Annotated in this window: 20 protein-coding genes and 1 pseudogene; 7 read left to right on the forward strand and 14 right to left on the reverse strand. The window is 70.3% G+C overall.

Going from position 1 to position 26,779, the window contains the following annotated elements; translation table 11 throughout:
- Positions 1–150: 150 nt before the first annotated feature.
- Positions 151–1,515: a DUF1552 domain-containing protein gene (locus WMF26_RS47375; RefSeq protein WP_437998074.1), complete on the reverse strand. Its 1,365-nt coding sequence runs from the start codon at positions 1,513–1,515 to the stop codon at positions 151–153.
- Positions 1,512–3,269: a DUF1592 domain-containing protein gene (locus WMF26_RS47380; RefSeq protein ID WP_437998075.1), complete on the reverse strand. Its 1,758-nt coding sequence runs from the start codon at positions 3,267–3,269 to the stop codon at positions 1,512–1,514. The genes WMF26_RS47375 and WMF26_RS47380 overlap by 4 nt, the downstream gene beginning before the upstream one ends.
- A gap of 672 nt (positions 3,270–3,941) precedes the next feature.
- Here WMF26_RS47380 and WMF26_RS47385 point away from each other — a divergent pair.
- Together WMF26_RS47385 and WMF26_RS47390 are read left to right on the forward strand one after the other, a co-directional pair.
- The gene (locus WMF26_RS47385; RefSeq protein WP_437998076.1) at positions 3,942–5,090 is read left to right on the forward strand and encodes a family 16 glycosylhydrolase; all 1,149 of its coding nucleotides are present in this window, start codon (positions 3,942–3,944) and stop codon (positions 5,088–5,090) included.
- 528 nt (positions 5,091–5,618) lie between these two features.
- Positions 5,619–7,175, forward strand: a complete 1,557-nt coding sequence (locus WMF26_RS47390) for an outer membrane protein assembly factor BamB family protein (RefSeq protein ID WP_437998077.1) — start codon at positions 5,619–5,621, stop codon at positions 7,173–7,175.
- A 44-nt stretch (positions 7,176–7,219) separates the two neighbouring features.
- On the opposite strand, the gene WMF26_RS47395 is transcribed toward WMF26_RS47390, so the two are convergent.
- The 4 genes from WMF26_RS47395 to WMF26_RS47410 form a co-directional block, all read right to left on the reverse strand.
- On the reverse strand, positions 7,220–8,908 hold the full coding sequence (locus tag WMF26_RS47395; protein ID WP_437998078.1) for a DEAD/DEAH box helicase: 1,689 nt from the start codon (positions 8,906–8,908) through the stop codon (positions 7,220–7,222).
- Between the two features lie 82 nt (positions 8,909–8,990).
- The gene (locus WMF26_RS47400) at positions 8,991–10,619 is read right to left on the reverse strand and encodes a DUF1592 domain-containing protein (RefSeq protein WP_437998079.1); all 1,629 of its coding nucleotides are present in this window, start codon (positions 10,617–10,619) and stop codon (positions 8,991–8,993) included.
- Positions 10,616–12,004: a DUF1552 domain-containing protein gene (locus WMF26_RS47405; protein WP_437998080.1), complete on the reverse strand. Its 1,389-nt coding sequence runs from the start codon at positions 12,002–12,004 to the stop codon at positions 10,616–10,618. The genes WMF26_RS47400 and WMF26_RS47405 overlap by 4 nt, the downstream gene beginning before the upstream one ends.
- Before the next feature lie 252 nt (positions 12,005–12,256).
- The gene (locus WMF26_RS47410) at positions 12,257–13,372 is read right to left on the reverse strand and encodes a hypothetical protein (RefSeq protein ID WP_437998081.1); all 1,116 of its coding nucleotides are present in this window, start codon (positions 13,370–13,372) and stop codon (positions 12,257–12,259) included.
- Between the two features lie 212 nt (positions 13,373–13,584).
- Between WMF26_RS47410 and WMF26_RS47415 the strand changes: the two are divergent.
- A pseudogene (locus WMF26_RS47415) lies at positions 13,585–13,731 on the forward strand (nitrilotriacetate monooxygenase); the annotation flags it as partial.
- Positions 13,732–13,760: 29 nt separating this feature from the next.
- On the opposite strand, the gene WMF26_RS47420 reads toward WMF26_RS47415, so the two are convergent.
- A complete protein-coding gene (locus tag WMF26_RS47420) occupies positions 13,761–14,957 on the reverse strand; it encodes an FAD-dependent monooxygenase (RefSeq protein ID WP_437998082.1) in 1,197 nt (398 codons plus the stop codon).
- 416 nt (positions 14,958–15,373) lie between these two features.
- On the opposite strand from WMF26_RS47420, the gene WMF26_RS47425 reads away from it, so the two are divergent.
- Both WMF26_RS47425 and WMF26_RS47430 read left to right on the forward strand, forming a co-directional pair.
- The gene (locus tag WMF26_RS47425; RefSeq protein ID WP_437998083.1) at positions 15,374–16,603 is read left to right on the forward strand and encodes a winged helix-turn-helix domain-containing protein; all 1,230 of its coding nucleotides are present in this window, start codon (positions 15,374–15,376) and stop codon (positions 16,601–16,603) included.
- A 501-nt stretch (positions 16,604–17,104) separates the two neighbouring features.
- Positions 17,105–18,310 carry a glycosyltransferase gene (locus WMF26_RS47430; protein ID WP_437998084.1) on the forward strand — a complete coding sequence of 402 codons (1,206 nt, stop codon included), beginning with the start codon at positions 17,105–17,107 and terminating at the stop codon, positions 18,308–18,310.
- Positions 18,311–18,759: 449 nt separating this feature from the next.
- Here WMF26_RS47430 and WMF26_RS47435 read toward each other — a convergent pair whose 3' ends face one another.
- Both WMF26_RS47435 and WMF26_RS47440 read right to left on the reverse strand, forming a co-directional pair.
- Complete coding sequence (locus WMF26_RS47435) at positions 18,760–18,960, reverse strand: hypothetical protein (RefSeq protein ID WP_437998085.1); 201 nt, start codon at positions 18,958–18,960, stop codon at positions 18,760–18,762.
- A 64-nt stretch (positions 18,961–19,024) separates the two neighbouring features.
- Positions 19,025–19,279 carry a hypothetical protein gene (locus WMF26_RS47440; protein WP_437998086.1) on the reverse strand — a complete coding sequence of 85 codons (255 nt, stop codon included), beginning with the start codon at positions 19,277–19,279 and terminating at the stop codon, positions 19,025–19,027.
- A 224-nt stretch (positions 19,280–19,503) separates the two neighbouring features.
- Between WMF26_RS47440 and WMF26_RS47445 the strand changes: the two genes are divergently transcribed.
- Together WMF26_RS47445 and WMF26_RS47450 are read left to right on the forward strand one after the other, a co-directional pair.
- The gene (locus WMF26_RS47445; RefSeq protein ID WP_437998087.1) at positions 19,504–19,959 is read left to right on the forward strand and encodes a Uma2 family endonuclease; all 456 of its coding nucleotides are present in this window, start codon (positions 19,504–19,506) and stop codon (positions 19,957–19,959) included.
- 379 nt (positions 19,960–20,338) lie between these two features.
- Positions 20,339–20,749 (forward strand): peptidase inhibitor family I36 protein, encoded by a 411-nt coding sequence (locus tag WMF26_RS47450; protein ID WP_061628028.1) that lies wholly within the window; start codon positions 20,339–20,341, stop codon positions 20,747–20,749.
- Between the two features lie 105 nt (positions 20,750–20,854).
- Here the strand turns inward: WMF26_RS47450 and WMF26_RS47455 are convergent, their stop codons facing one another.
- The 5 genes from WMF26_RS47455 to WMF26_RS47475 form a co-directional block, all read right to left on the reverse strand.
- Complete coding sequence (locus WMF26_RS47455; RefSeq protein WP_437998088.1) at positions 20,855–21,325, reverse strand: hypothetical protein; 471 nt, start codon at positions 21,323–21,325, stop codon at positions 20,855–20,857.
- A 31-nt stretch (positions 21,326–21,356) separates the two neighbouring features.
- Positions 21,357–21,872, reverse strand: a complete 516-nt coding sequence (locus WMF26_RS47460; RefSeq protein WP_437998089.1) for a hypothetical protein — start codon at positions 21,870–21,872, stop codon at positions 21,357–21,359.
- Between the two features lie 37 nt (positions 21,873–21,909).
- Positions 21,910–22,635, reverse strand: coding sequence for a hypothetical protein (locus WMF26_RS47465; RefSeq protein ID WP_437998090.1), 726 nt, complete (start codon positions 22,633–22,635; stop codon positions 21,910–21,912).
- Positions 22,636–23,020: 385 nt separating this feature from the next.
- Complete coding sequence (locus tag WMF26_RS47470; RefSeq protein WP_437952662.1) at positions 23,021–23,401, reverse strand: hypothetical protein; 381 nt, start codon at positions 23,399–23,401, stop codon at positions 23,021–23,023.
- A gap of 137 nt (positions 23,402–23,538) precedes the next feature.
- Positions 23,539–26,100 carry a transglutaminase-like domain-containing protein gene (locus WMF26_RS47475; RefSeq protein ID WP_437998091.1) on the reverse strand — a complete coding sequence of 854 codons (2,562 nt, stop codon included), beginning with the start codon at positions 26,098–26,100 and terminating at the stop codon, positions 23,539–23,541.
- Positions 26,101–26,779 lie beyond the last annotated feature (679 nt).

Here is a 26,779-nt window from a genome sequence, read left to right on the forward strand (position 1 = left end):
TGTGCGTCATCCTGGAGGCGGCGAGGCCCAGGGATCTGCGGCGCGAGCACCGAGGTGAGCCCGTAAAGCGCCGACCTGGCAGAGGCCGATCCCGCGGCGACCTCACGGGGACCCAGGATGCGAGCGACGGCGGGCTGAGCTGCGGGCGGCTCAGGTGAGCGGCAGCGCGCCCCCGGTGTTCAGCACACCCTCGCCGAAGCTCGTCATGTCGTCGAAGCCCATGTAGTGGAAGCAGCTCACGAGCATGTCGGCGAAGGAGCGCTTGCCCTTGAAGTCGAGCAGCCGCCCGCGCCGGAAGTGGTCGTGCGCCTTGCCCGCGAGGACGACCAGGCTGTCCTCGATGCTGTGGGTGTCGCCCTGCCCGAGCTCGTTCCAGTGCACGACGAGCGTGTGATCCCAGAGTGTGCCGTCGCCGTCGCTCGTCCCCTTCAAGATCTCGTAGAGCTTCGTGTTCTGTTGCCAGAGGTGCTTGTGGATCTTGCGGATGTCGGCGAACGCGGCAGGGTCGCTGTTGTGCGAGATGTCGTGGTGCCCCTCGCTGAGGCCCAGGCTCGAGTAGACCCGGTTGCTGGTGTTGCCGCTCCAGTTGAAGTTCACCACGCGCGTCAGATCGCAGGCGAACGCCAGGGCGCTGATCTTGAAGAACAGCTCGCCGATGATCGCGTGGTTGTCGTCGTGGTAGGGGTTGAGCTTCTCGCCGAGCGGCGTCTGCACGCACGCTGCCGCGCCGTTGCCGGTCTGGAGCGCGCGCTCGACGTCGCGGATCGACTCGAGGTGCTGCTCTATCTTGGCGCGGTCCTCGGCGCCGAGCCGGGTGAGCAGGGAATTGCCCTCCTCGCGCACCAGATCGAGCGCCGATTGCCGCTTCGCCAGGCGCCTCAGCACCTCTTGCTGCGCGGCCTGGTCGTCGGCCGTGAAGGCGAAGATGCGGGCGTAGGCCGCGTACGGGTCGGTCTCCGGCGGGATCGGGGTCTGCTGGCCCGCGGGCCCCGCGTGAGAATGCGTGTTCCAGATGTCGTTCCACTTGTCCCCGACGCGGAACACGAGGTGCCGGTGCGCGACGCGCTCGTCGGCTTCCAGCACGCGGCCGCCGATCGCGTGGTCGGCGCTCGGCCCCTCCACGTAACCGATGGTGCTCTCGGTGCCGCCGATCGGGAACGACCCGGTGCCGGACTTCCACGGCGCGAGCGAGCTGCCGCCCTGCTGGTGGTTGTCGGCCCGCGCGTCCTCCGGCAGGTCGTAGAAGCGCTTGTGCAGGTTGTTGAGGAACACGAGGTCCTCGCGGTACGGCTCGAGCGGGGAGAGGAACTCGCCGAGCTCGAAGCTCGTCTCGCCGGCGGCGCTGAAGCGCCTCGCCGTCTCGTCGCCGTTCGCCTGGAAGACGAACATGATGCGCCGCGGGGACTGCGCCGGCTGGGCTCGCGCGCGGCTCGTCCGCATGGCGTCGAGGAACGGAAGCGCGAGCGCGACTCCGGACGCGCCACGCAGGAAGGTTCGGCGGCTCAGCGGTTTCATGGTCTCTCCGGGTGGATCACGGGGCGGTAGCGGAAGGCGTCGGTGCGCGTGAGCGCGACAACGAGCTCGGACAGGCTGTAGCCGCTCTCCTGGAAGGCGACCGAGAGCGACGCCATCGAGCAGCGGTCGGCGTCGGTCCGGTCGCGACCGTAGAAGAAGCGGAAGTTCTGCAGCACGTAGCAGGCCCGCGCCTCCTCGCTCTCCGCGAGGCGCTGGCCCAGCTCGGCGGCGTTCGCCACCGGGCCGTCGATGTCGCGCGTGTACGCGATGGTGCTGGAGGTGTCGACCGGCTTGCCGTCCTCGTCCGTGGTGCGGGAGCGGCCCACGGCGTCGAACGACTCGAACACCACGCCGATCGGATCCATCATCTGGTGGCACCCCGCGCAGGTCGGATCGGTGCGGTGGCGCTCGAGGCGCTCGCGCTGCGAGAGCCCCTCGCCGAGGCCCTCGAGGTCGAGCTGCACGTTGTTGGGCGGAGCGGGCACGAGCCCGCACAGGAGATCGGTGCGCACCTTGAGGCCGCGCCGGACGATGGAGGTGCGCGTCGCCTTGTCGCGCGTGAGCAGCATGCCCTGGGTGAGCACGCCCGAGCGGCCGGGCATGTCGACCCTGACGAAGTCGTCGCCGCTCACCCCGTCCACGCCGTAGTGCCGCGCGAGCGCGCCGTTCACGAAGCTGTGATCGGCGGTGAGGAGCTCGCCGAACGAGCCGCCCGGGTCCGCGAACACGCTCATCACGAAGGCGCGCGTCTCCTCTTGCAGCAGGGCGGGCAGGCCGGACACGAGGCCCGGATACACCGCGGGATCGCGGGTCATGCCGCTCAGCAGGTCGATGTCGAGCCACTGGTCGAAGTACTCGAACAGGCGCTCGGCCTTGGGATCGGCGAGCATGCGCCGCACCTGGGCCTCGATCTGGTCGGGCGTCGCGAGCTCGTCGGCGGCCGCGGCGCGCGCGAGCTCCTCGTCCGGCTGCGACTGCCAGAGCAGGTACGAGAGCCGCGAGGCCATCTCGTACGGCGTGGGCTCGGTGACGTCCCCCGCGCTCTCCTTCCCGAGCTCGACGCGGTAGAGCACGTTCGGCGACTGAAGCATGCTGAAGACGACCCACTCGATGCCGTCCTGGAAGGTGTACCCGTCCGCGCCCGCGGTGAAGCGCTCCTCGTAGCTCTGGACCTCGGCCTCGGTGAGCGGCCTCCGGTACGCCTTGGCGCCGAAGGTGCGGATGAAGTCGCGCGCGCACTCGAGCTCACCGAGCGCCGCCGGATCGCAGGAGACCAGGCCCGGCGCCTTGGCCGCGACGGCGGCGATCTGCTCCGCGGCGTCGAGGTACTTCTGCGCGACGAGCGAGCCGACGGTCAAGAAGGCCGCGTTGTTGCGGAAGCCGAGCGACTCGGGCTCGTTCGGGAACGTGGCGACCGCCGCGTCGATGGTGGAGGCCACGCCCGCGACGCCGGCGAAGAGATCCTTCAGCGTGTTCGTGTATTCGTCGTTGCTGAGGCGGCGGAGCGGCGCCGCGCCGGGCTGCGGCGTCTGGCAGAAGGGCGAGGCCAGCACGTCCTCCGGGGGCTGGCCGCTCGCGGGCTCGCCCACGCCGCCGCTCCCAGGGCCCGGGCCGGGCCCCGTGTCCTCACCACCGGGCCCGCCGATCTGGCCGTTGCAGGCCGCGACGAGCGCGAGCAAGAGCGGCGCAGCGCGCCTGAACCGTGAGCCGGTGAGCTCGAATGGAAAGCGATGCGTGTGTTGCTCGGGGTTCACCGTCTCCTCCACGCCGCGTCCGAAGAAAGGCACGAGTCGGTGCGAGCGCCGACCCCATGGGTCGACGCCGGCACGGGTCCACGCCGCTGCGACGCGACAGCGACGAGAGGAGAAACGTACCAGAGCTCGTTCGGTCAGGCACACGCCATGGGCCGATCGCGAACACTTTTGTGCGCCAAAAACTCACTCGCTCATCCAATTTCTCTACTATCGCTGCGCCTTTTGAATCTCCACGGCAACTGCGCGCGATGCCTCGCGCGGCGCCGGACATCGCCGCGATAGTAATATGTAGTAACGAACCGCCGTTCACCCCTCGCCGGCGGCTCCTGGATCGCCGGACCCGGGCGGCCCGGTGTCAGCGCCTGGACGCCGGCGCACGACGGACGGGCTCGCCTACGGGATGAAGAAGCAGAGCGGCCATCGTCGTTTCAGCTCCTATGCCTGTCGCTGGCCGCGAGGAGCTCTTCGCGATGGACGACGGGTATCCGTGCTGTCCGTTACGCGGCTACGCGGTTACGCGGTTACGCGGTTAAGCGGCAGTGTGGTCGCGCTCGACGCGGTGACAGGAAAGCTCCTGCGGCGGGCCTACCCTAGCACGGGCCACGGCCACGGCGCCAGCTCCCCCGCGGATCCGGCTCATGTTAACGTTCTCGCGGAGGTTCCACCATGCTTATGAAATTCCGTGCAGGTCCGATGATCGCCGCCGCCTCGCTGGCGCTCGCGGTGAGCTCGACCGCGGTCGCGAAGCCTTACAAGGGAGGAGAGCTCTACACGACCCAGGGCTACCTTCATGGTCGTATCGAGGTGCGCATGCGCATGGCGCGCGGGAGCGGCATCCTGTCGACCTTCTTCACCTACAAGGACGGGTCCGAGATGTCCGGCGCCTTCTGGGAGGAGATCGATATCGAGGTCTTCGGGAAGGACAACGCCCGGAGCTGGCAGTCCAACATCATCACCGGCATGGGCACGAGGGTGACGTCGGAGGCGGTCCACAACGCGGGCTTCTCCCTCGCCGACGGCTATCACACCTACGCGCTGGAGTGGACGCCGACCTACGTCTCCTGGAGCATCGACGGGACCGAGATCAAGAGGTCGACGGGCGCGCAGGTGACCGCGCTCACGAGCCCCCAGTCCCTGCGCTTCAACTTGTGGTCCTCCGAGGCCGTCGAGTGGGTCGGGGCGTTCGACGATTCCGTCCTCCCGCAGCACCAGTTCGTCAACTGGATCAAGTACTATCGCTACAACAATGGAGCCTTCGAGCTCGCGTGGCAGGACGATTTCGACTCCGTGGACAGCGGGCGATGGGGCAAAGCGGACTGGACGTTCGACGGTAACCGCGTGGACTTCGTCCCGCAGAACGTGACGGTGAAGGACGGCACGCTGGTGCTGTCGCTGACACGGGAGGGGCAGACCGGATTCAATGGAACCGTGCCCCGCGACGAGGGCACCGAGCCTGGCACCGGCGCGGGCGGCGGCGAGGGCGGGGCGGGGACGACGACCGCCTCCTCCGGCGGCGGCGAGGGCGGGGCGGCGACGACGACCGCCTCCTCCGGCGGCGGCGCGGGCGGGGCGGGGACGACGGCCACCTCCTCCGGGAGCGGCGCGGGCGGGGCGGGGACGACGGCCACCTCTGGCAGCACGGGCGGCGGCGCGCCGGGCGAGGGAGGTGCAGGCGGCGGGACAACGCCGGACGACGGATCCTCCGACGGAGGTTGCGGGGTCGTCGCCGCCGGGTCCAGCGCCCCGGCGAACTCGTGGGCCGCGGCGCTCGCCGTGGGGCTCTCCGCCCTGGCGATGCGACGGCGCCGGAACCGCGGCTGAGCTCGGGCCAGCCGAGCGGCTGAGGCGGCGTCGCCCGCCGCCGGCCGCGCTCTCGGCGGCAGCAGCGGCTGTTCCTCCGCCCGTGGAGCTCGCAAATACACCTTCAGTCCATTCCTGCTCGCGTACGAGATGATCTCAGCGCCCCCATCGACGGGCGCCACTTCACGGTGCGGCTGGCCGTCGTCGCCGGCGTCATGGTCGACGCGGAGCTCCCGGGCGTGGAACAGCGAGCCTGGCATGGTGAACCTGTGTCGGGTCAAACGTCGTTCAGGAGCGCTCCTCCGTCTATCCGTCCATCCGTCGAGGTCAAGTCGAGCTTCGGGCGGACCATGCGCGCCGTCAGATCCACCTGAATCGTCCTGAGCGGCGCTGCGCGAGGTCTCCCGGAGAATGCTGATCGTCGCTGCTTGACGCGTCCTCCAAGCTACAGCAGTTCTCAGGACAATCTGGGACCCAGCGGCAACGGAGCTGGCCGGTCCGGGCCACCGGAGCTGCTGTCCTCGGCGTTCCGAGGGGGAGGGGATCATCATGGAGCGAATCTCGAGGACGCGGCCCGCGATCGCGGTCGCCGCTCTCGTCGTCCTGCTCTTCGCCGTCCAGAGCCGCGCGGGCGCGGGCGCGGGCGCGGGAGCCGGGCGCTGGACCGTCTTTGGCAGAGATCTCGCCAACACGCACAACGCGGACGACGAGCGCGACATCGGCGCAGCGAACGTCGCGTCGCTCTCCGTCCGATGGAGCTTCACCACGAGCGGCAGCGTCTCTGCGACGCCCGCCGTCGATCACGAGGCGGTCTATTTTCCCGACTGGGGCGGCAGCCTCTACAAGCTCGACGCCGAGACCGGGCTCCCGCTCTGGACGCGCACGATCCCCGGCCTCACGGGCACGGCGGACGCCATCTCGCGCACGAGCCCGGCGCTCCACGGCCACATGCTGTTCGTCGGCACGCAAGCCGGGGCGTATCTGCTCGCCGTCGATCGCCGCACCGGCGATCTCCTCTGGAAGACGCAGGTGGACCCGCACCCCGCGGCCATCGTCACGCAGTCGCCCGTCGTGCACGGCGGCCGCGTCTACGTGGGCGTCTCCTCGCGCGAGGAGCTCTTCGCCGCGGGCGAGGGATATCCGTGCTGCACGTTCCGCGGCAGCGTGGTCGCGCTCGACGCGGTGACAGGGGAGCTCCTGTGGCAGACCTACCTCGTCCCGGCGGGGTACAGCGGAGGCGCGGTGTGGGCCGGCGCGCCCGCCATCGACGTCGGCCGGCGCGCGCTGTACGTGACGACCGGAAACAACTACACCGTGCCGGCGTCCGTCGCGGCGTGCGCCGAGGCGGCCGGCGACGATCCCCTCGCCGCCGAGGCGTGCCTCGCGGCAGACGACCATATCGACGCCATCGTCGCGCTCGACATCGACACCGGCGCGACGAAGTGGGCGCGCCGGCTGCAAGGCTTCGACGCCTGGACGGGGGCCTGCTTCTATGGCTACGACTGGTGTCCTTCCCCGACGGGTCCGGATTACGACTTTGGCACGGGCGCGGCGCTGTTCACGGCCGGCGCGGGGGAGCACCGCCGCGCGCTGGTCGGCGCCGGGCAGAAGAGCGGGATCTTCTGGGCGCTCGATAGGGACGACGGGAGCTTGGTGTGGAGCACGCTGGTGGGCCCCGGCGGGATCCTGGGCGGGATCATGTGGGGGGTCGCCCTGGACGAGGGCAGAATTTATGTGCCCATCGGCAACAGCGATCAGATCGCTCATACGCTGCACCCGTCGGGCGAGATCATCACGTGGGGGTCGTGGAGCGCGCTCGACGCCGCCACGGGCGAGCTCCTGTGGCAGACGGCCGATCCCGCGGCGGGCGCGCAGGACAGGGGGCCGCTGACGGTCGCGAACGGGGTGCTCTACGCCGGCTCGATGAGCGGCGACGTGCACGCGCTGAGCGCCGCGACGGGCGCCATCCTGTGGAGCCACCCGGCCGACGGCTCCGTCAACGCGGGGCCGGCGGTGTCCCGCGGCACCGTGTACTGGGGGAGCGGATACCAGAGCTTCGGCGTCGGCACGCCGGGGCATACGCTCTTCGCGTTCGGCCTGCCGTAGTTTGACCGGGGATGTGGCCACCACGGTCCCAGGTGCGCCTCATCTCATCGCTCCTCGCGCGGCGCGGTGACCCTCGCCCACACCGCCACGATCATGGCCTGTTCCATGGTGCTCGGCGGGGGATGGCCCCTCGGGGGCTCGGCCGGCAGGGGCACCGGGGGCTTTCCCCTGCGCCATGGCGCGTCGTGGCGCGCCGAGGCCCCGGCCGCGGGGCCGCGGCGCGCGACCTCGTAATCGACCGCGGACACCGCCTCCTCGAGGGTCGAGAAGCGCTCGACCAGCTTGCCATCCAGCAGGACATGCCATCGCTTCCCGCGACCGCCGCGGGCGAGGACGGCGACCTCGCTGATCGCGCCGGGCTTCCTCTCGAAATGGAGCGCGAGCCCAAAGCGGCCGAGCGACACCCACGCGTTGCGCGAGATGGCCAGCACCTCGGGATCGACGCGGAGGCTCAGGGGATCGAAGCGCGCGGCGCGCTCCTGGATCTCGCGCAGCGTGATGCGGCCCGCCTCGACCTCGAACCCCGGATAGTCGAAGGCCACCTGCCGGTAGAAGCGGCTCGCCTCGGCGGCGTCCCTGCCCTCGAGATCGAGGTCGCGGGGCATGCCGAAGAGCGAGGGGAGCGTGCACAGCTGGAGGGAGGAGAGGTCGACGAAATCGAGGACGAGGCAATCCTTCTTGCCTGGATGGAGGCGGGTGCCGCGCCCGACGCACTGGGCATAGAGCCCCTCCGAGCGGGTGGGGCGGGCCATCGCGACGCAGGAGACGCCAGGGTCGTCGAAGCCCTCGGTGAGGACAGCGACGTTGGTGAGCACCTGGACGCGCTCCTCCCGGAAATCGGCGAGGATCCGGCCGCGGAGGTCGGAGGGCATGTCGCCGTGGACGTAGGCGGCCCGGACGCCGAGGTGGTTGAGCGCCTTCGAGAGGTTCCTGGCGTGCGCGACCGTGACGCAGAACGCGATGGTGCGCCGGTCGCGCGCGAGCTCTTGAATGGAGCGGGCGACGAGCGCGTTGCGCTCCTCCAGGTCGACGGCCTCCTCGAGCTCGTCCGCGGCGAAGTCGAGGCCGCCCCCGTCGAGGCGGGAGAGGTCCGTGGCGGTGGCGACGCGGTAGCCGGTGAGGGGGGCGAGGTAGCCGTCCGCGATCATCTCGGGGAGGGTGCGGCTGTAGACGATCGCCTCGAAGACGTCGTCGAGGCCTTTGCCGTCGCCGCGGGCCGTCGTCGCGGTGAACCCGAGGAGGGTGCCTGTCCACGCGGGGTCGAAGGCGCCGAGCTGGCGCAGGACGCGGCGGTTGTCCTCGGCGGGGGCGTGGTGGCATTCGTCGTAGATCACGAGGCCGATATCGCGGCCACGGGTGACCTGCTCGAGCCGCTTCTCGTGGAGAGAGCGTATCGAACAGACGATGACCCGCGCGTCCGCCGAGGCGCGGAGCTCGCCCTGCTCGACGGCGACCGCGGCCTGCCCGCCGAGGGCGCGCTCGATCTTGTCCTTGGCCTGGAAGAGGAGCTCTTCGCGGTGGGCGAGGACGAGGACCTGCCGCCTGGCGAGGCGGGCGAGATGGGAGAAGATGACGGTCTTGCCAGCGCCGGTGGGGAGGCACACGACCATGCGTCGGACGCCGCGCCTGCGGGCCGCGAGGACCGCGTCGACGGCGGCGCGCTGGTACGGGCGCAGGGCGGGCGCGCCGGGGCCCATCGGCGCTGAGGGGGTGGTGAGGGGGGCGCTGGTCATGAGCTGTCGTGCTGGCGTCGCGCCAGCATAGCCCGGGGCCTCTGCGCGCGCCCTTTATGGGTGCAGGCCCGCGCCGCGCAGGCTACTCCCGGCGGACGCGGGCGCGCATGTGCTCGGTGCCCGCGAGCTGCGCGAAGTACTCGACGAGGCCGATCTGCCCGTTCATGAGGCCCTGCTGGGCCTCGCCGATGGCGCACTCGGCCCCGAGCGCCCCGCCGTAGGCGTAGGCCGCTCCGAGCTTGCTCACGCACGCGGTCACCTCGGGCGAGCCGGCGAGCGTCTCGGCCAGGCCCGTCGCGCCGGCGACAGGCCGCTTCTCGCCCTCGACGGCGATGTAGCCCGAGTCGTCGATGGGAAGGCCGCCCTCGTCGGCGCGGTAGCGCCCCGTCTCGTCGAAATGCTCGAGCGCGAAGCCCGTCGGGTCGAACGACGCGTGGCACCCGTTGCAGGCCTCGGCCGAGATGTGGATCTCCTCGTAGCGCGCGCGCGTCGTCGTCTTTCCCGGATCGGGCTTGGTGATCGCCGGGATGTTCGCCGGCGGCGGGGGGACGTCGCCGCAGAGGAGCCGCTCGAAGACGAGCAGCCCGCGGTGGGTCGGCGACGAGCCGTCCATGCGCGAGTTCCCCGCGAGGATGGAGCCCTGGGCGAGCAGCCCGACGCTCCACTCCGCGGGCCGATCCACGCGCTGGAAGGCCGAGCCTGTGACGTTGCCGTACCCGTAGAACGTCGAGAGCCGGTCGTTGAGGAAGGTGTACGGCGCGGTCAACAGCTCGGCCACGCCGGCGCCGCGGGTGTAGAGGACCTCCTCGAGGAAGAGGCGTGTCTCTTCCTGCATGAGGGTCCCATAGGTGCTGAAGTCGGGGAGGTTCTCCTTCGCGATCCCGTTCACCTTGCCGTAGCTGAGCCACTGCTGCAGGAAGCGGCTCATCGCCTCGTGGCCGCGCGGCGAGCTGAGGAGCGCGCGCGCCTCGTCGACGAGCGCCTCCGGCGAGCCGAGCTCCCCGCGCGCCGCCTTGTCGAGCAGCTCGGGCGTGGGCGTCGTGCCCGTGTAGTTGTAGGCGAGCGCCGTCGCGAGCTCGTGCTGGGACAGCTCGTAGCGGCCGCCGTTCGGGGCGCCGATCTCCGAGCGGTAGAACGCGTGGGGCGACTGGATCATGGAGACCAGCGTCCACTTGAGGCCGACGCGGAAATCGGACTTCCCGCTCACCGAGGCGTGGAGCGCCAGGAGCTCGCTCTTCTCCTCCTCGCTCACCGGCCGGCGGAACAGCCGCAGCCCGTACCGGGCGACGAACTCGGCGGCGCACTCGGGGCCAGGCTGCGTCGCCGCGCACGGGAGCGACGTGGCCAGCGCGCCCTCGGCGGTCACGATGTCGGCGACGTCCTCCGCCGTGCCCAGCAGCTCCTTCGCGGTCTGGACGCCGACCTGCAGGGCCTCGGCGTCGTTGGTGAAGCCGAGCTTCGATGTCGGGTCGGTGCCCAGCCGGACGCCCGACCACGCCGCCGCGCCGAGCTCGGGGAAGATGTCGCGGAGGCTGTTCCCCAGCTCCAGCGCGGAGAGCCGCCGCAGCACCGGCGCGCCGACCTGCGCCTGCTCGCACGAGTCGCCGTCAATGGGAGGGTCCTTTTCGGGGTCGCCCCCGCCCGCGTCACCGACGCACGCGAGGAGCGATGACGCGACCCCGGCGAGCACCCACGTTTGCCAGCGGATCATGACTTCAGCTCCTGGATCGGCTGCGCGCTGTGCGCGCCGATCTGCTTGATGGAAACGCCCATGGCATCGCCGAGCGTTGCCAGCATGTTGACGTGGTCGGTGTCGACGTCGACGACGCCGCGGCTCGCGATGCGGCCGCCGGCGTTGCCGATCAGGATCGCCGGAAGGTAGGAGTGGACGATCTGGTTCCCGAGGTAGACGTCGTGGACGTCGGAGTTGTGGTCGGCGCCGTCGCCGATCTCGCTGCACACGTAGATGAGCGAGTTGTGGAGGACGGTGTTGCCGGGATCGAGCGGGTCGGGCTGGTCGAGGACGGCGAGCAGCTTCTCCGCGAGCCGCGCGAAGAACCAGCCCTGGACCGAAGCGAACTCCTTGCGACCGGGCGGCTCCCGGGAGTGGGACGTCGCCCCGTGGTAGTTGCTCGCGCTCCCGGGGCCGCCGGTGAAGCTCATGGGTAGATCGCAGTTGACCCACAGGTTCTGCATCGTGACGACGCGCGCCGTGCCGCACACCATCGCGTTGGCGGCGACCTCGAGGTGCGCGTCGATGACGCTCCGCAGGTTCGCCTGCTCGAAGACGCTCTTGCCCGAGAGCGCGTCGAGCGCGGGCAGCGCCGGCCGCTCGCTGCAGGCGTTCACGACCGGCCTGTCGGCCGCGGCCTTGAGCGAGCGCACCGACTCGAGGTGCACCCCGAGCTTGCGCTGCTCGCTCGTGAGGCCCGAGAGCGCGCGCTGCATCTTCTCGAGCTGCCGCTCGGTGAGCCCGAGCGCCTCGTTGCGGAAGGCCGCCTCGTCCGTCGCCGGCGCGCCTCCGCCCTGCTGTCCGCCGCCGACGGCCCCGAGCATCTCCGCGGCCGCGGCCGCGGGGTCCTCGATGGGGCGCACCCAGACTCCCCCGTGCCTGATCAGGTAGGAGTTCTTGTCGAACCCCGTCCCGTCCGGGTTCCTCGGGTACGGGTTGGCCCCGAGGTTGTAGGCCTCGACGCCGAGCGCCTGCGCGATGGTATGGTCGATCGAGTCGGCCCCCGCGCCGTCCTTCACGCCGGTGAGCACGCCGGAGACCGCCTCGTGGTTGTTGAAGCCGTTGATGCCGAGCCCGCGGCAGACATTGACGTATTTCCCGAAGGGTGCGAGCGCCGACAGGACCGTCGAGCCCTTCAGGAAGTCCGCGCCCGGGGAGCCGTACGGCTCGGCATACTCCATGGGCATGCCATGGGGGACGAAGTAGATGAACAGCCGGACCGGCGCCGCGCTCGGCTCGGCCAGCGCCAGGTTGCTCATCCGGAAGGCGAGCGGCGCCGCGATTCCGGCGCCGAGCGCCTTCAAGAAGACGCGGCGCCCCAGCGCGAGGTCGCTCTTATGGTGTTTCTTGGCAAGAGAACGCATCTCGTCGTCTCCATTCGGGCAAAGCAAGAAAGCCCCGTGGATGATCGTCGTACCGTCGTTTTGTTGCTGCGCCGGTAAGAAAGGAAGTTTGGCGTGAGAATTATCTCACGGTCGGCGCGCGAAGCAACTCCATTGAACGTCGATATCTTGTGCTGTGTCGCTCGGTGATGTAAAATACATTCGCTTGCGCAATGCGGCCAGGCGGGGAGTGGGGCGCCGGGCGGAGCGACGGATACGTGCGCTTCGGAGGGTTCAGCGGCGGTCGCGACGCCGCCGCGCGCGGCCCGCGAGGGACAGCGCGAGCCCGATCGCGGGCAGCGCCCAGCCGTACGCGGCGCCGCGGCCCGCGCTCGCCGAGCAGCCGACGCTGACGTGATCGCCCTCCGGGTCCTCCGGAGGGTCGCCGCCGGCGCCGGGATCCGCGCAGGAGCTCACGTCATCTTCGGCGCATTCGCTGGGGTGCCTCTCGCACGTCGCCGCCCTCGCGCTGCACCAGGCCTCCTCGAAGCCCTCGGGCGGAGCCGCGCACCCCTCGATTTCCTCGCCGATGGTCGCCGCGTCGGCCGGGAAGATGCCCGTCGCGCCCGCGTCGCCGTGCGGGACGCACGTGCGCTCCTTCTCGATCGTCGTGCCGTCGACGAGGCTCCTGTACGTGAGCTGGTAGCAGTACTCCGTGGACGCTACGTCGTACGACTGGACGAGGAACCCTCCCCAGACGGTCTTCTGGCCGAGCTCCTCCCCGTCGGGGCTCGAGAAGGTAAAGGTCTGCACGTACTGGCCCACGCCGTGGTCCACCCCCCCGCTCACATCGAGGATGATTTCGGCGTAACGCTCCACCTCCTTGGCCACGCACATCTCTTCCGGACCGCAGGTCCACCCATCGTCGATACAGCAGCTCGTCTCGCCGTGCCAGCGCTCGTCCACGACGACGCTGGCCTGGACGGGGATGGCGCCCGCGTCCATATCGACCGCGGCGCTGGCCTGGGTCTCCCAGACGTCGGCGCCGATGCTCTGTTGCTCGACCGTGACCTGGTAGGTGTGGCCGTCGACGAGCGGGGCCGCGGGGCGAAAGGCGAGCAAGCTCTCGCCCTCGCTCACGGGCACGCCGGCGACCTCCTCCGTGGCGCCGGCGAGGACCTCGCCTGTTTCCTTGTCCGTGACCACGAGCACGGGCGCGGTCTCCGGACAGCTGGAGTAGCAGCTGACCCGGGCCACGATGACCCCGTCGAGCGGCACGGCGCGCGGGACCGAGGACGCATAGCGACCGTCCGGCGGAGGCGAGCAGGCGGCGCTCGGACGGGAGATACAGAGAGCGCTCAGGCCTCCCATGACGGCGAGGGTCAACGCGGCGAAACGAGAACAAGGCATCGAAGTTCCTCCTCGAGCGACCCGGCGCGGGTCAGCTCCGCAAGGGCGTGTGCAGACGCACGTGCCGGTGTGCAGTCGCCGTGCCGGCGGCGGATCGCCCGACCGCCGCGAGGTTCTCGCGGGCTCCGCGCGCGCCGCGCATGACGGTGGTGTCAGGCTGTGCCGCCGGCCCTGGGGCGCGCTGTCGCGCCGTGGAGCCCAGCGCGCGCCCGGTCACCGATTTCATCGACCTGGTGCTCCCCGAGCTGCGCCGCCGGGGCCTCCTCCGCACCGAGTACGAGGGCCGCACGCTGCGCGAGAACCTGGGGCTACCGCGCCCCGAGAACCGGTTCGCCCGGCGCGCCGCCGGCGCCGCCTGAGCGAGCGCCGGCAGCGCCGAACGCTGCGCTCAGCCTCCGTTCGCGTAGTCGGGGAGCGCGATCTTGTCGGCCGGCGAGGAGACGAGCCAGCCCTCGCGTCGCCGCAAGAGGGGGCTGGACGCAACGCGAAGGGCCGTGTGGAGGAGCGAAACGCCGAGCCTCGATTTCGGGTGCGCGATCCAGGGGACGCCTGGTGGGAGCTTCTGGGCCAGGTCGACGTAGGGGCGCATGCGCTTTTCATAGGCCGCGAAGGCGTCTCGATGGTCGGAGTGCCGCGACAGCTCTCCCGCGAGCACGTAAGCGCCGACGAGCGAGAGGCTCGCGCCCATTCCGCTGACCGGCGACGGACAGTACGCAGCGTCGCCCACGAGCGCGGCCCGACCGTGTGACCAGCGCGGCGCCATGACCTGGCTGACCCCGTCGAAGTAGACGTCCTCGGCGTCGGCCAGCGCGGCGAGCACCCGCGGCGACTCCCAGCCGGCGTCGGCGAAGACGCGCGCGATGAGCGCCTTTTGCTCGGCGGCGCTCAACCTCTCATGGCCGCGCGCGGGCGACAGGAACCACAGCGACGCCCGGGTGGTGCCCACGTTGTCGGGACGCAGGATGATCGATCGGCTGCCGGGCGCGTGGTACCAGCGAGCCCAGGCGCTGTCGGACGCTCCGCGGGGGATCGTGAAGTAGCTGCCATAGAGGCCGAGCGGGCGGATCGTGGGCTCATCGCCGACGATGAGCGTACGGGTTCGTGAGCGGATGCCGTCGGCGGCGACCACGAGGTCGACGTCGCGCTCGGCGCCGTGCTCGAAGGAGACCGTCACCCGGTCGCCGTGATCGCGGAGGCCCGTGATCTGGTCACCAAAGATATATTCCGTCGTTTCTCGGGTGCGGTCGTAGAGGATCTTGGCGAGGTCGCCGCGAAGGATCTCGAGCTCCTGGGTAAACCCGCCGCCGTCCGAGCTCGCCGCGGGGAACTCGGCCTTGGTCACGTTGTGCTCGTCGACGAAGCGGAGCCCCTGCTCCCCCGTGTTGGCGGCTCGGATGTCGACTTCGATGCCCATGCGGCGCACGACCTCCCGCGCCGCGCCCTGGACGTCGATGTTCTGCCCGCCGAGCCGGAGCGCGCCGGCGCGCTCCACGACGACGGGTCGGAAGCCGTAGCGCGCGAGCCAGAAGGCGAGCGCGGGGCCGGCGATGCTCGCGCCCGCGATCAGAACAGTTCGATGTTCCACGGATCATTCGCTCCTATCTTTTACGATCGCCGTGAGGCGGTGGGGCGGCTCCGCCAGCCAGGCGCTAGACATTGCATGACTCCGCGAAATGTCGAGAGCGCCCGGGTCTTCCACCCATCACGAACGGCTCGTCGTGCGTGGCACCCTGCAGAGCGGCATCGCGTTCGCGATGGGGCGCGGCTGAGGGCGGTCGTCGGCGAGCCATCTCCACGTCATTCGCGAGCGGCTGCTCGAGGACGACACCAAGCCGGTCGAGCGCCCGTGGCTCGCGGCTCCGCCTCGCGAACGAACGACATCCGTTGGCCCAACTTGCCACAATCCCGCTGATACCAGAAGCCGGCCATCGTGCACGCCGCAACATTGTATTTTCTCTGCTCAGGCTCTATGGTGCGGGCCCGAACGGACGAAAGGCGCGGATGAAGGACACCCTGTCGGCGGCGGAGGCACGGCGCATCGCGCTGGCGGCGCAGGGCTTCCGGGCGGAGCGGCCCGGGCCGGCGGCGACGAAGCAGCATCTGACCCGGCTGATCGAGCGGCTTGGCGTGGTGCAGATCGACAGCGTCAACGTGGTCTCGCGCACCCATTACCTGCCGGCCTTCTCGCGGCTGGGGGCCTATCCGCGGCCGATGCTGGAGGAGCTCGCCTGGGCGCGGAAGCGGCCGCTGTTCGAGTACTGGGCGCATGAGGCCTCGCTGCTGCCGCTCGCCGCCCAGCCGCTGCTGCGCTGGCGGATGGCCGACGCGCGCGACGGGGTGGGCGTCTGGAAGGGCGTGGCGCGCTTCCTGCGCGAGCACCGGCCGGTGGTGGACCGGGCGCTGGAGCAGATCCGCGAGCGCGGGCCGCTGGCCGCCTCCGAGCTCGAGGTCGGCGCGAAGGGGGCGGGCGGCTGGTGGGGCTGGAGCGACGCCAAGAGGGCGGCCGAGTGCCTGTTCTGGAGCGGCGAGCTGACGACCGCCACACGGCGGGGGACCTTCGAGAGGGTGTACGGCCTGCCGGAGAAGGTGCTGCCGAGGGCGGTGCTCGAGGCGCCGACGCCCGCGCGCGACGACGCCCAGCGCGCGCTGATCCGCATCGCCGCCCGGGCCATGGGCGTGGCGACCGAGCGGGACCTGCGGGACTATTTCCGCATGGGGGTCGCCGAGGCGAAGGTGCGGGTCGCCGAGCTCGTCGAAGCCGGTGAGCTGATCCCCGTGGGCGTGAAGGGCTGGCGGGAGCCGGCGTTCCTCGATCCCGCCGCCCGGCGGCCGAGGCGGATCGAGGTTTGCGCCCTGCTCTCGCCCTTCGACAACCTGATCTGGTTTCGCGAGCGCACCGAGCGGATGTTCGGCGTGCGGGTGCGGCTCGAGATCTACACCCCCGCGGCGAAGCGGACCCACGGCTACTACGTGCTGCCGTTCCTCGAGGGCGACGCGATCACCGCGCGGGTGGACCTGAAGGCCGATCGCAAGGCGGGCGTGCTGATCGTGCAGGCGAGCCACGCCGAGCCCTCGGCGGGCGCAGAGACGCCGGAGCGGCTGGCGGGCGAGCTGCGGACCATGGCCGGGTGGCTGGGGCTGGAGCACGTGCGGGTGGAGCCGAAGGGCGACCTGGCGGAGCGGCTGACGAAGGCCCTGTCGGGCGTCTCGGCGTCCCGCAGGAAGCGCTAGCCGGACACGCGCTCGACGAGGTACCCCATCTCGCTCGTCTCTTCCTCCGCGCCAGCCAGCTCCTGTGGACCCGACGCTGGAGGGCCGATCCGTTCGGCGAACCAGCGAAGCACATCTCCAAAGGAGGCGCCGTCGAACAAGACGGTCGGAGCCCGCGCATCCAACAGCTCCGGAAGGCGATAGAGCTCGTCTCAGGAGAGCGAGTGATCGAGCAATGCGGTGAAATCAACACCCACTCGAAGAACCTACCACGGTCCTCGACGCCCTCGCCGTGCATGAAGTCCACGAGAGCGCGTCCACGAGGGGAAGCGTGCTGGTTCGCGCGAGATCCACCGGCCGTTTCGGCCTGAACGGATGATCCGCGTCGCGGGCGTCTTTCCCCGCCTCCCGCTTCAGCATGTATACCGGAGCTCGAGCGATAATACGATGAAAAAACGCATCGGCGGTGCCATTTCGTCCTCCGTCATCCACGCGGCGCGCGTGGTGAAAGGGAGAGAGACGATGCGGGTACTGCTGACGGGAGTGGGGACGCGCGGTGACGTGCAACCCGTGGTGGCTCTGGCCGTCGAGATGCGGCGTCGGGGGCACGACGTGCGGCTGTGCATTCCGCCGAACTTCATCGACTGGGTGGCCGGCATGGGCTTCACGGCGAGCCCGATCGGCATCGCGATGCGTGCGCCGAGCGGGGCCGCCGGCGCGCAGGCCGCGATACCGACGCCGGAGCAGGTCCGCGCGCTCGTCGCGCACCTCGTGAGAGACCAGTTCGACGCGACCGCGGCGGCCGCCGATGGATGCGACGCGATCGTGGCCGGCGGAGCGCACCAGTACGCCGCGCGGTCCATCGCGGAACGGCTGGGCATCCCGTCCGTCGTCGCCCTGTACGCGCCGGTAGCCCTGCCGTCGCCGGATCATGCGCCCGGCGGGGTGCCTGGGGGCGACCCGGAGTCGAACCTCCGAGGCTGGCAGGACGAAGCGCGGAGCTGGAACGAGCGGGTCCTCGAGCGGCTCAACGACCATCGGGAGCGGCTGGGGCTGAGTCCGCTGAGCGATGCGTTCAGCCACATCCTGGGCAAGGCTCCGTGGCTCGCTGCGGACCCGGTCCTCGGGCCGCTGCCGGCGACGCCCGGCCTGGAAGTCGCGCAGACGGGAGCCTGGATCCTTCCCGACAAGACGCCGCTCGTCCCCGAGCTGGAAGCGTTCCTCGCCGCCGGCGAGCCGCCCGTCTACGTCGGCTTCGGCAGCATGCCTGTGGACCCGCAGACCGGCCGGAGCGTCATCGAGGCGGCGCGGGCTGCGGGGCGCCGGGTCGTGCTGTCGCAGGGGTGGGCCGAGCTCGGTCTGGTCGACGACGCCGCCGACTGCATCGCGATCGGCGACGTCAACCAGCAGGCGCTGTTCCCGAGGGTCGCCGCGGTGGTGCACCATGGCGGGGCGGGGACGACCACGACGGCGGCGCGCGCGGGGGTGCCGCAGGTGATCGTGCCGATGTTCGCGGATCAGCCGTATTGGGCGTCGCGCGTGCGGGCGCTCGGGATCGGGACGTCCGTGGACCGTGGGGCGCTGAGCGCGGAGTCGCTCCGGGCGGCGCTGGGGGGCGCGCTCGATGAGGGTGTCGCTGCTCGCGCGGCGGCGATCGCTGGCACCGTGACGGTGGATGGCGCGGCCGTGGCCGCCGGCCTCATCGAGCGGGCGGCCGCGTTGGGCTGATCGAAGCATAGGGCAAGTAGCTCGGGCTAACGGCGTGGGACCCTCCCGCGGCGCAAAGCGTCGCCAGGTGTAGCCCCTTGGCGAACAACTGGCTCCGGTTGATTGCAGGGCCGTCAGCGCTTAGGAGCTTTGCTCAACGCGTACTCCCCGCTTCCGGTCCGATCGATCAGGCCCATTCGAAGCGGCTTGCGAACTGAGTTGCGAACGGCAGCGAGCGTAGCGCATTCCCGAGTAGCGGATTGCGACGCTTCATCCGCCCTACACCTTGCGAGTGTGCTGCGGGACGCTGGGCCGGCGATAGGACGGCCGGTCGGGTCACTCCGCCTCGTAGCCGGGGACGCGTCGCTTTACCACGAGCGGAGCGTCCACGCGCAGGTTGAGCAAGTCGCCAGGTTAGAAACGCGTGTTCGCGCGGACGGAGCTCACGCCGGTCGAAGCCCTGTCAGAAGTCAAAGAGTGACCTCGGGTGGATCCGGAGGGATCACGATGCGCGGCGAGGTCGGAGCAGCCAACCGGAGAAAATCCGAGCCATTGAACGTCACGAGCGCATTCGCGCCGGCATGCTCGGCAGCCACGAGGTGCAGGGCATCGAACAGGACGCCGGAAGAGAGCTGGCGATCGGTGCACCGCTGCATCGCCTCGTCGTACACGGCCGGATCCACAGGGCGGACGTCGAACACACGGCGACGAGCACGCTCGTATCGAAGGCGATCTTCACGAGCCCCCCAAGATCCCGTCCGCCCGCGCGTCGCGATCGAGGCGATGGTCGAACACATCGGCCGGCAGGGTGGCGTCGGCATCGACGAGCAGGAGACCGTGCCGCTCGGTCAAGGTGACGCCCTCGCGGCGAGCTGACTGATCTGTAGCGGGGACGTCGCTCGCAGCCTCGTGTGCGACGAGCTCGATCACGCGAAGCCGATCGGGGACAGGGAGGGCGCGGATGGCGGCGACGATCTGCTCGACGGTCATGCCCGGCAGGATGCCATCCCCGCAGCTCCCGAGAAAGTCGGCGGTCCGTCGCTGAGGCGTGCCTCGGTCGACCCGCACCCACGTGCCGCCTCCGGCGACCGCCTGCGCACCGGCGTCATCGCCTCGCCAGGGCCCTGGCATCGTGAGCCAGGCGCCCGACCTCGGGCGGTGCCGGAACAGGCGCTCGCCCCGGCCGCAACCGCGCTGTCGTGGTAGGGTCGGCCATGAGCACCGGCGGGCTGCCGCGCAACCTGGATCCCGCCCGCAACGCACCGGAGGTCGAGGCCGCCTTCGAGGCGGTGCCGCCCGAGCAAATGGCAGAGATCCTCGATGGGGAGCTCTTCACCTTGCCGCGGCCCGGCCGCCCCCACACGCGGAGCGCATCGCGCCTCACGATGAAGCTCGGCAGCGCCTTCGACCTCGGCGATGGCGGGCCTGGCGGCTGGGTGCTCCTGAATGCGCCGGAGCTCCACCTCGGGCCGCGGCCCGACGAGGTGGTCCCCGATCTCGCAGGGTGGAAGCGGGAGCGCATGCCGGACGCCCTCGGGGACGAGGACACGCCGGCGCACTACGACGTCGCTCTGGACTGGGTCCTCGAGACCTACGAAGAGGACGCGAAGGTGAGGGCCGAGCCGTTCGATGCCGTGGAGCTCGATCTGACGGCGATCTGGGCCCGATGAACGATCCGATAGTGAACCGGTCGCACGCGGTACACGCGTGGACGAGGTTCTCGATCTCATCGGAGCCACCCGCTGCCAGCGGGTGGAAGTCATCAATCTCCAGCTCGCCTCCCACTGACGTTTCGGAAACGCCGCAGCATCCACACCGGCCAACGACGGCGGCCCGCACGGCTGCGCCCGCTCCATGTGCCATCGCGCGTCGACGAGCCATCCGCCCAATCCGTCCTCCAACATGGAAGATTTGCAGGGACATGCGAGCCCGCGTGTCGCTCATGTTAAAATCTGTTAACAATCGTCGAACCCGGGAATGCGTGAATCGCCTCCGGCGCTTGGTGCCTCCGCAGTACCTGCCCATGGGTGGGCAGGAGGAGGAAACCACATGCGCTTACTCGATCTCGTTCAGAACCTCCGCCGTTTCACGCCGTCCCGCTCCCTGGGCTTGCGCGCCCTGGTGGGCGTCGGCGTCCTCGCGGGGGCCGGCCTGCTGGTTCCCGAGGTGGCCTCGGCGGACCCCGTTCCCTGCCCGTTCGACGGCGTCCTCTGCCTCTTCGAGGAGGAGGGCTACGGCGGGGAGATCTTCAACGTCCGGGCGCTGAACCCGCAGGTGGGCACGTGCGTCAACCTCCCGGAGCACGGCTGGGAGGGAAGGGCACACTCGGCCTACAACACCAACGGCGTCGGCGCCGCGATCTTCACGAACGAGGACTGCCTCGGCTACCCGTACCCCGTGTCCGGGGAGAGCGGCCTGAGCCCGCTGCCGTTCGTCCCCAAGAGCGTCTACGTCTTCTGAGGCCGATGATTCGGCTCGACCCGCGGCGCTGACTGCGAACCGCGCAGCGCCGCCGCGACGCGCCCATTCACCAGGCGGCGCCGGCCCGGACGGCCGCCCTCTCGCTCACTCGTAATCGCTCTTCAGCGCCTCGTAAAACGCGTCGCTCATCAGGTAGTCCGCCCACCACGGCTCCACCGGCGTCGCCCCGCGGCGCTGCTGGAACAGCACCAGGTCGTCCAGCTCGCCGTCGTACCAGCCCCACAGAAACCGGGCCCGCAGCACGTCCACGTTCCGCCGGCGCAGCTCGGCCACCGCGTCCTCGAGCGACTCGTCGTCGAACTCGTCGACGAGCGCCTCCGCCTCGTCGATGATCTCGCCGAGGTACGCCAGCCCCTTCTTGGTGACCTCGAACCGCGCCTTGCGGCGATTCACCTCGACGAGGTCCGCGTTGACGAGCTCCTGCAGGACGTCCTCCAGCGGGCTCAGCTCGGACGGCAGCACGAGAGGGAACTCCATGCCTCCGTCGGCGGGCTTCAGGTCCATCTTCTTCAACACGTAGATGCCGGCATAGACCAGCTTCTGCTCGCGTGACACGATCGGCTGTCTGCGTCCTTCGAACATACTCTCACTCCGCGATGCGCCAGGACGCCGCCTCGAGGCGGATGTGCCGGCGCCCGTCTGCGTCGGTGTCGAGCCACGCGTCGACGTCGCCGTGGGCGTAATACACGGGGGCGCGCCCCGCCGCCTCCGGCCGCCGGATGCGCGCGGCGTGGGGGTTGCACATGGCGAGCACGATGGCGCGCTCGCCGGCGTACGCCGCGGGCAGCCAGCGCTCGAGGAACGCCGACAGGAGCACGGTCACCGAGTAGTCCTTGGCGACCTCCTCGACGAAGAACTCCAGCTCCACGTCGTCCGCCAGCTCCTCCGGATCCTCCGCGGCGTGGACCGCCACGACGAGCGCGTCGGTCACCCGGAGCGGCCCCCGATCCGCGCGGCCATCCAGCCAGAGCGCCTCGACCCGGCACCAGCCGAACTGCGTGGACTCCACGTCCGGCGCGTCGCGGTGCTGCTCGAGGTTCAGCAGCTCCAGCGCGGGACGGCAGCGGAACGGGAGCTCGGAGATGCTGCGCAGGGGCTGCATCGCGGCGGGCGGGCAGGCGGCGGACGAGCGGCCGCTGCTACGCGACGAGGCGCTCGGGCCTGCGGCCACGCTCGCCGCGGCAGACGCCGAAGCGCGAGCCGGCGCTGGACTTGCCGCTGCCGAAGCGGCTGCTGCCGGTGTTGTTGTAGCGCCGGCCCGTCTGCGACGACTTGCTGTGGTCGACCGCGGACGGGTTCGAGGCGCGGTACGCGTCGCGGTGGGACCGCAGATCGGGCGCGCGGCCCGGCGGCGTGGTGTACGGCTGCGTGTACACCGGCACGTAATTCGGGCGCAGCGCCGACGACACCATGGCGCCGAGGAGCATGCCCGAGGCAAGGCTCATCACCGGCGAGCTGTAGTAGGCGTAGGGGCCGAACCCGGACGTCTGCATCTGCGCGGCGCCTTCGCCCGACACGTCCCGGCGGATCGTGAACACCTTCTCGGGGTCCTGCACGCCGCCGTCGCCGTTCTTGTCGAAGAAGCCGGTGACGACCTGCGTCTTGGCGTCCACGTCCTTCACGGCGACGCTGATGACCTCGCTCCCCTGGTAGAGCTCGTTGACGCGCCGCTCGAAGTCCTCGGGCCCCTCGGCCGCCTTGTAGGCCTCGTTGACCTTGTCGAGGTCGAGGTCGACGGTGGTGTTCTCGGTGGTCGCCCACCGCTCCTTGGACGGCCTGCCGTTGCCGGCGCTGTCGCAGCCGGCGGTCGCGACGGCGAGGGCTGTCAAGAGCACGACGGGCAGGGTGGTCTTCGTCATCGTCATCTGAGACGATCTGTCTGGGGCCTCGGGGGGATTCTGTCAAGCTGGCGCGGATGAGCCCGGCACCGGGAGCCCGGCAGGCACCGGGGGGGCGCACGCACGCGAGGGGCGCACGCACGCGCGGTGTGGGGCGCCGCGCAAAATCCTGGAGAAGCGCGCCGCGTCCGCGTGGCGAGGGCGCCGCGTCCGCGTGGCGAGCGCCCCGCGCTCACACGCCGAGCACCGCGCGGCTGCCGGCGCAGCCCGCTCGGTTGAGCCCCTCGACGCCTCGATCGAGCTCCTCGGGTCCGACGGCACGCTCCCGCCAGGGCGCTCCGCCATGGCTCATCGCCACGGCGGGAGGCGTCTCGGCGTGTTCAGTACGGAAGCTCCAGCGCGCACTGGACGATCAGGGTTGACCCGGGCACAGGAAGTAGGCGGGGTCGACGAAGCCGCCGCAGATGGCGCGCACCTCTTCATTGCATTCGATCACGCCGCTGCAGCCGCATTCCGGCCTCGCTCGGCAAATCGTGCCGCGTCGGCCCGGCTCGTTGCACCATTCCACGTAGACGCAATCGCGCGCCCTGGCGGCGACGCCTGCTGTGCCGGCGTCTTCGCCAGGTGTTCCATCGGGGATCTCCGCGCTCATGCTCGAATCCCCGACCCCGTGCAGCCGCATGACCCCTTCCCCAAGATCCTCCACGGTTATCTCGGCGGAGCTCTCTTCCGCCTCGCCGCACCCCGCCAGGAACACCGCCGCGACACTCAGGCTCATCAGTCGCCTGCCCATGTGACCCATAGAGCACCTCCCTTCAGGGAATCCATGACCAAAGGTTGCCGCCATCGCCTGATCCTGGGAGCCCGTCGAGCCCGCCGCGCTCCCAGAATCTCTTCTCCCGATGCTGCCCCCGGACGGGTTCGTCCCGTTCAGTACTGGAGATTCAGCACGTACTGGACCGAATCTCCCAGCTTCAGCCTGTCCTCCGAGTCGGGATACGCGTCATCCGGCTGACCGTGGTCGTGGAAGACGACCACGTACGACTCCCCCTCGGGAAGCGGGTAGGTCGTCGCCCGATCCGCGCAGCGCGTCGGCACGGACACGGGCCACCTGGGCGACATCCCGGGCTCGCTCTCGGCGGGCGGGCCGTTGGGATCGACGTAAGGCCCCACGCAGAGCACCGGCTGCAGGGTGTTCCCGCCGCCCGGCACCGTGCTGACGGAGACCGCCCTTGCCCCGGTGGTCGCCTTGCTGATGCGATAGACGTCCTTCTCGCCGCGCCCGAGGATGCCCGTGACGCCGCTCTGCGTCAGCCAGAAGTCGGGCCCGGACTCGTACGCGACCTGCAGGGAGAGGACGTCGTCCGCGCCGATGTCATCCGTGGGGCCCAGCGGATCCCAGGTGACGGTGTTCGTCGTCGTGCCGCGGGGCTTGTATCCCGAGAGCACGAACACCGCCTTGCCGTACTGCGCCTGCGGCGCGATCGCCTCCGAGTAGCGCTCCCACAGGTATTGATACGGGACGCTGCCGGACGCATCCGGATTCGTGGCATCGAAGACGTACCACGGAACGGTGTCGCTGTTCGGGGCCGAGCTGCTGTTCTGCGTCTTGCCGCCGTGATGGGGCACGCCCGGGATGTACGCCTCCGTGAAGAAGTGATTGCCCCAGCCGCCGAGGTTGCCGTCGCTGGAGACGACCCGGGAGAGGACACCCGCGCTGCGGGCGATGGACGCCAGGACCGGCGCGTAGTCGTAGCACTGGACGCCGCCGATTCCGTCCTCCCAGCTGAGCTGCGAGTTCGGCTTCGCGTACTGGAGCGATTCGGCGGGATCCAACCCGTCGCTCAGGAAGATGTTCGACACGTCGCCCTGGTTGGTCGGCTGGCTGTACCGGTAACGCTGCGTGACGAGGCGATACAGCCGGCGCATGGTCTCGAGCTCGCTCGTGGTCCCCTGCGCCGCGGCCACCGCGTGATCCAGGAACGAGAACTTCGACTCGTCCGTCGTCCGGCGGAACGCCCCGGTGAGCTTCCTCTGCACGTCGTACGGCGGCGACCACTCGTAGAGCACCGTGAAGTGGTCGCGGATGTTGTCTTGATCGCTGCCGTACCCGCCGTTCAGGTTGACCCCGTCCTCGTCCTCGTCGTAGCCGTACGTCTCGAGCTCGGCCTTGGAGATCGCGCCGCTGGCGACGAGCGGGTAGGGGTTGTGGATCACGTAGAACACGACGTCCTGCCCGATGCGGGCGCCCCAGGGGGTGAAGGCGCGCGCGTAGTAGCGCCCGACGGGCGCGTCGCTCGGGACGGTGACCCGCCAGTGCTCGCGGTTCCGGCTGGAGAACGCGCCGTTCGCGAAGATCCCGCCCCGGTAGTCGCCGTCGGCCGGCAGGGACTTGGCCCAGGACACCTCGGCGCCCGTGGCGTCCGAGATGATCCGCACCGTCGCGTTCTGGGTCCCGTTGAGGCTCGAGTCCTCGACGGCCACCGAGAACGTCGTGCCGCGGCGGACGGGCGGCGGGCGGACCCCGTTCACGACCGTGGCGCCCTGCGCGAACGCCACGCCCTCGCTCCAGGCGTCGTAGTCGCCCGTGCGCATCGCGCCCTGGTAGAGGAACTGGACCCGGTCCCAGCTCGCCTTGGCGGCCGCCCGCGCGAAGCTCTTCTCGCTGACGCCGAACCAGAACTTGGCAGGGTTGTAGGCGCTGGCCGCCAGCGAGAACTCGAGCGTATGCTCCGCCGCGTTCAGCTGCCCGAGCGGGAAGTTGTACTGGCCCTGATCGAACCCGCGGCGGTAGAGCAGGTTGCCGTTCACCTTCACGTTGTCGGCATAGGCGAACTGGCTGGGATCGGTGTTCCGGTAGGCGCCTCCCTTGAGGAACACCGGGGACGCCGAGGCGTCGACCGCGACCTTGGCGCGGACCTGCGCGGCGGCGCTCGGGGGGTCGACCCACACGATCTTCAAGGAGTTCCCGGAGGCGTCGTAGGCCCTGAAGCTCAGGGTGCGGCCCGCGTTCGGGGCGACGTACGTGAGCTCGAAGCGATACCAGCCCTGGCGAGAGCCGGGGACGTCGTACACGCGCTGGCCGCTGCTGTTCGGCTGCGTTTGCTGGATCTCGTCCGACTCGCCTGGGCGCGAGGTGACCTTGACGGACTGGAACCCGTGGCTCGTGTCCACCTGTCCCGTGCTCGTCTTCGCGGCGAGCTCGAACCGGATCGTCTCTCCGTTCGCGTCGGGTTGATAGACGTGGACGACCTGCGAGAAGGTCCCCGAGCCGGCGAACGTCTCCTCGACGGATTTCATGTAGACCCTGCCAGGGACCTCGAGGGCGCGGAGGGGCGCCAGGGTCTTCTGGAGAGCTTCGTCCGGGATCGTGGGGATGCTCGTGAGCTCCTGAGCGGCGGCCTCGACCGGGGTCTCGAGCGCGAGCGCGTTCTCGAGCGCGAGCTCGTCATCGGAGCACCCGACGGCGGGGCCGAGGGCGCCGAGGAGCAAGAGGGCCAGAGCATGGCCGTGACGGGCGGCGCCCCGAGCGCGACGAGGTGTGGCGTGCGTCGACGAAATGCTGTTGTCCAACATACTGCCTTTCTCGGAGATGCTGGGCCGCGCGCGCGGGGTGAAAAAGAGGGTGCGCGCATGGCGTGATTGGCCCATCGCGGCGAGCCGGCTCGCCCGCGGGCACGCGGCGCCCAGCGTAGACTCGACAGATATCTGGATCATTGTAAATACATTTTCCAAATCGAATGATGCATATCTATCATGCATCCTGTGCATCTCGTCGCCATGGTGTCTTTCGGGCGTGATCCCCGCGGCGCTGGTGTGCGTCCGCCGCGCGCTCGCGCGCTCGCGCGCTCGCGCGCTCGCGCGATCAGCGAAGCGCCGGTACGCTCCTCCCGCCGTCTCCTTGACACGGCGGGGGAGGCACCAGATACGCTCCCTCGTCACGATGCGCGGGCGGCGAGGTCCGATCGAATGTGCGCAGCGCACCCACCCGCGGAAGAGGCGGTCGCCGGCAGGCTCATGAGCACTTGGACGGTATGGTCAAACCCGGAGCGGAGCGAGGTGGCGCTCGTCCGTGGTGAGGATCCGCCACGCTTCGCCGACGGCACACCCATGCCGGATGTGGAGATCTTGTTGTGGAAGCTCGAAGCGGCCACCTACGAAGAGGCTGCGG

This window comes from Sorangium sp. So ce185 (genome assembly GCF_051526825.1).
GTDB classification, from domain to species: Bacteria; Myxococcota_A; Polyangia; order Polyangiales; family Polyangiaceae; genus Sorangium; species Sorangium cellulosum_D.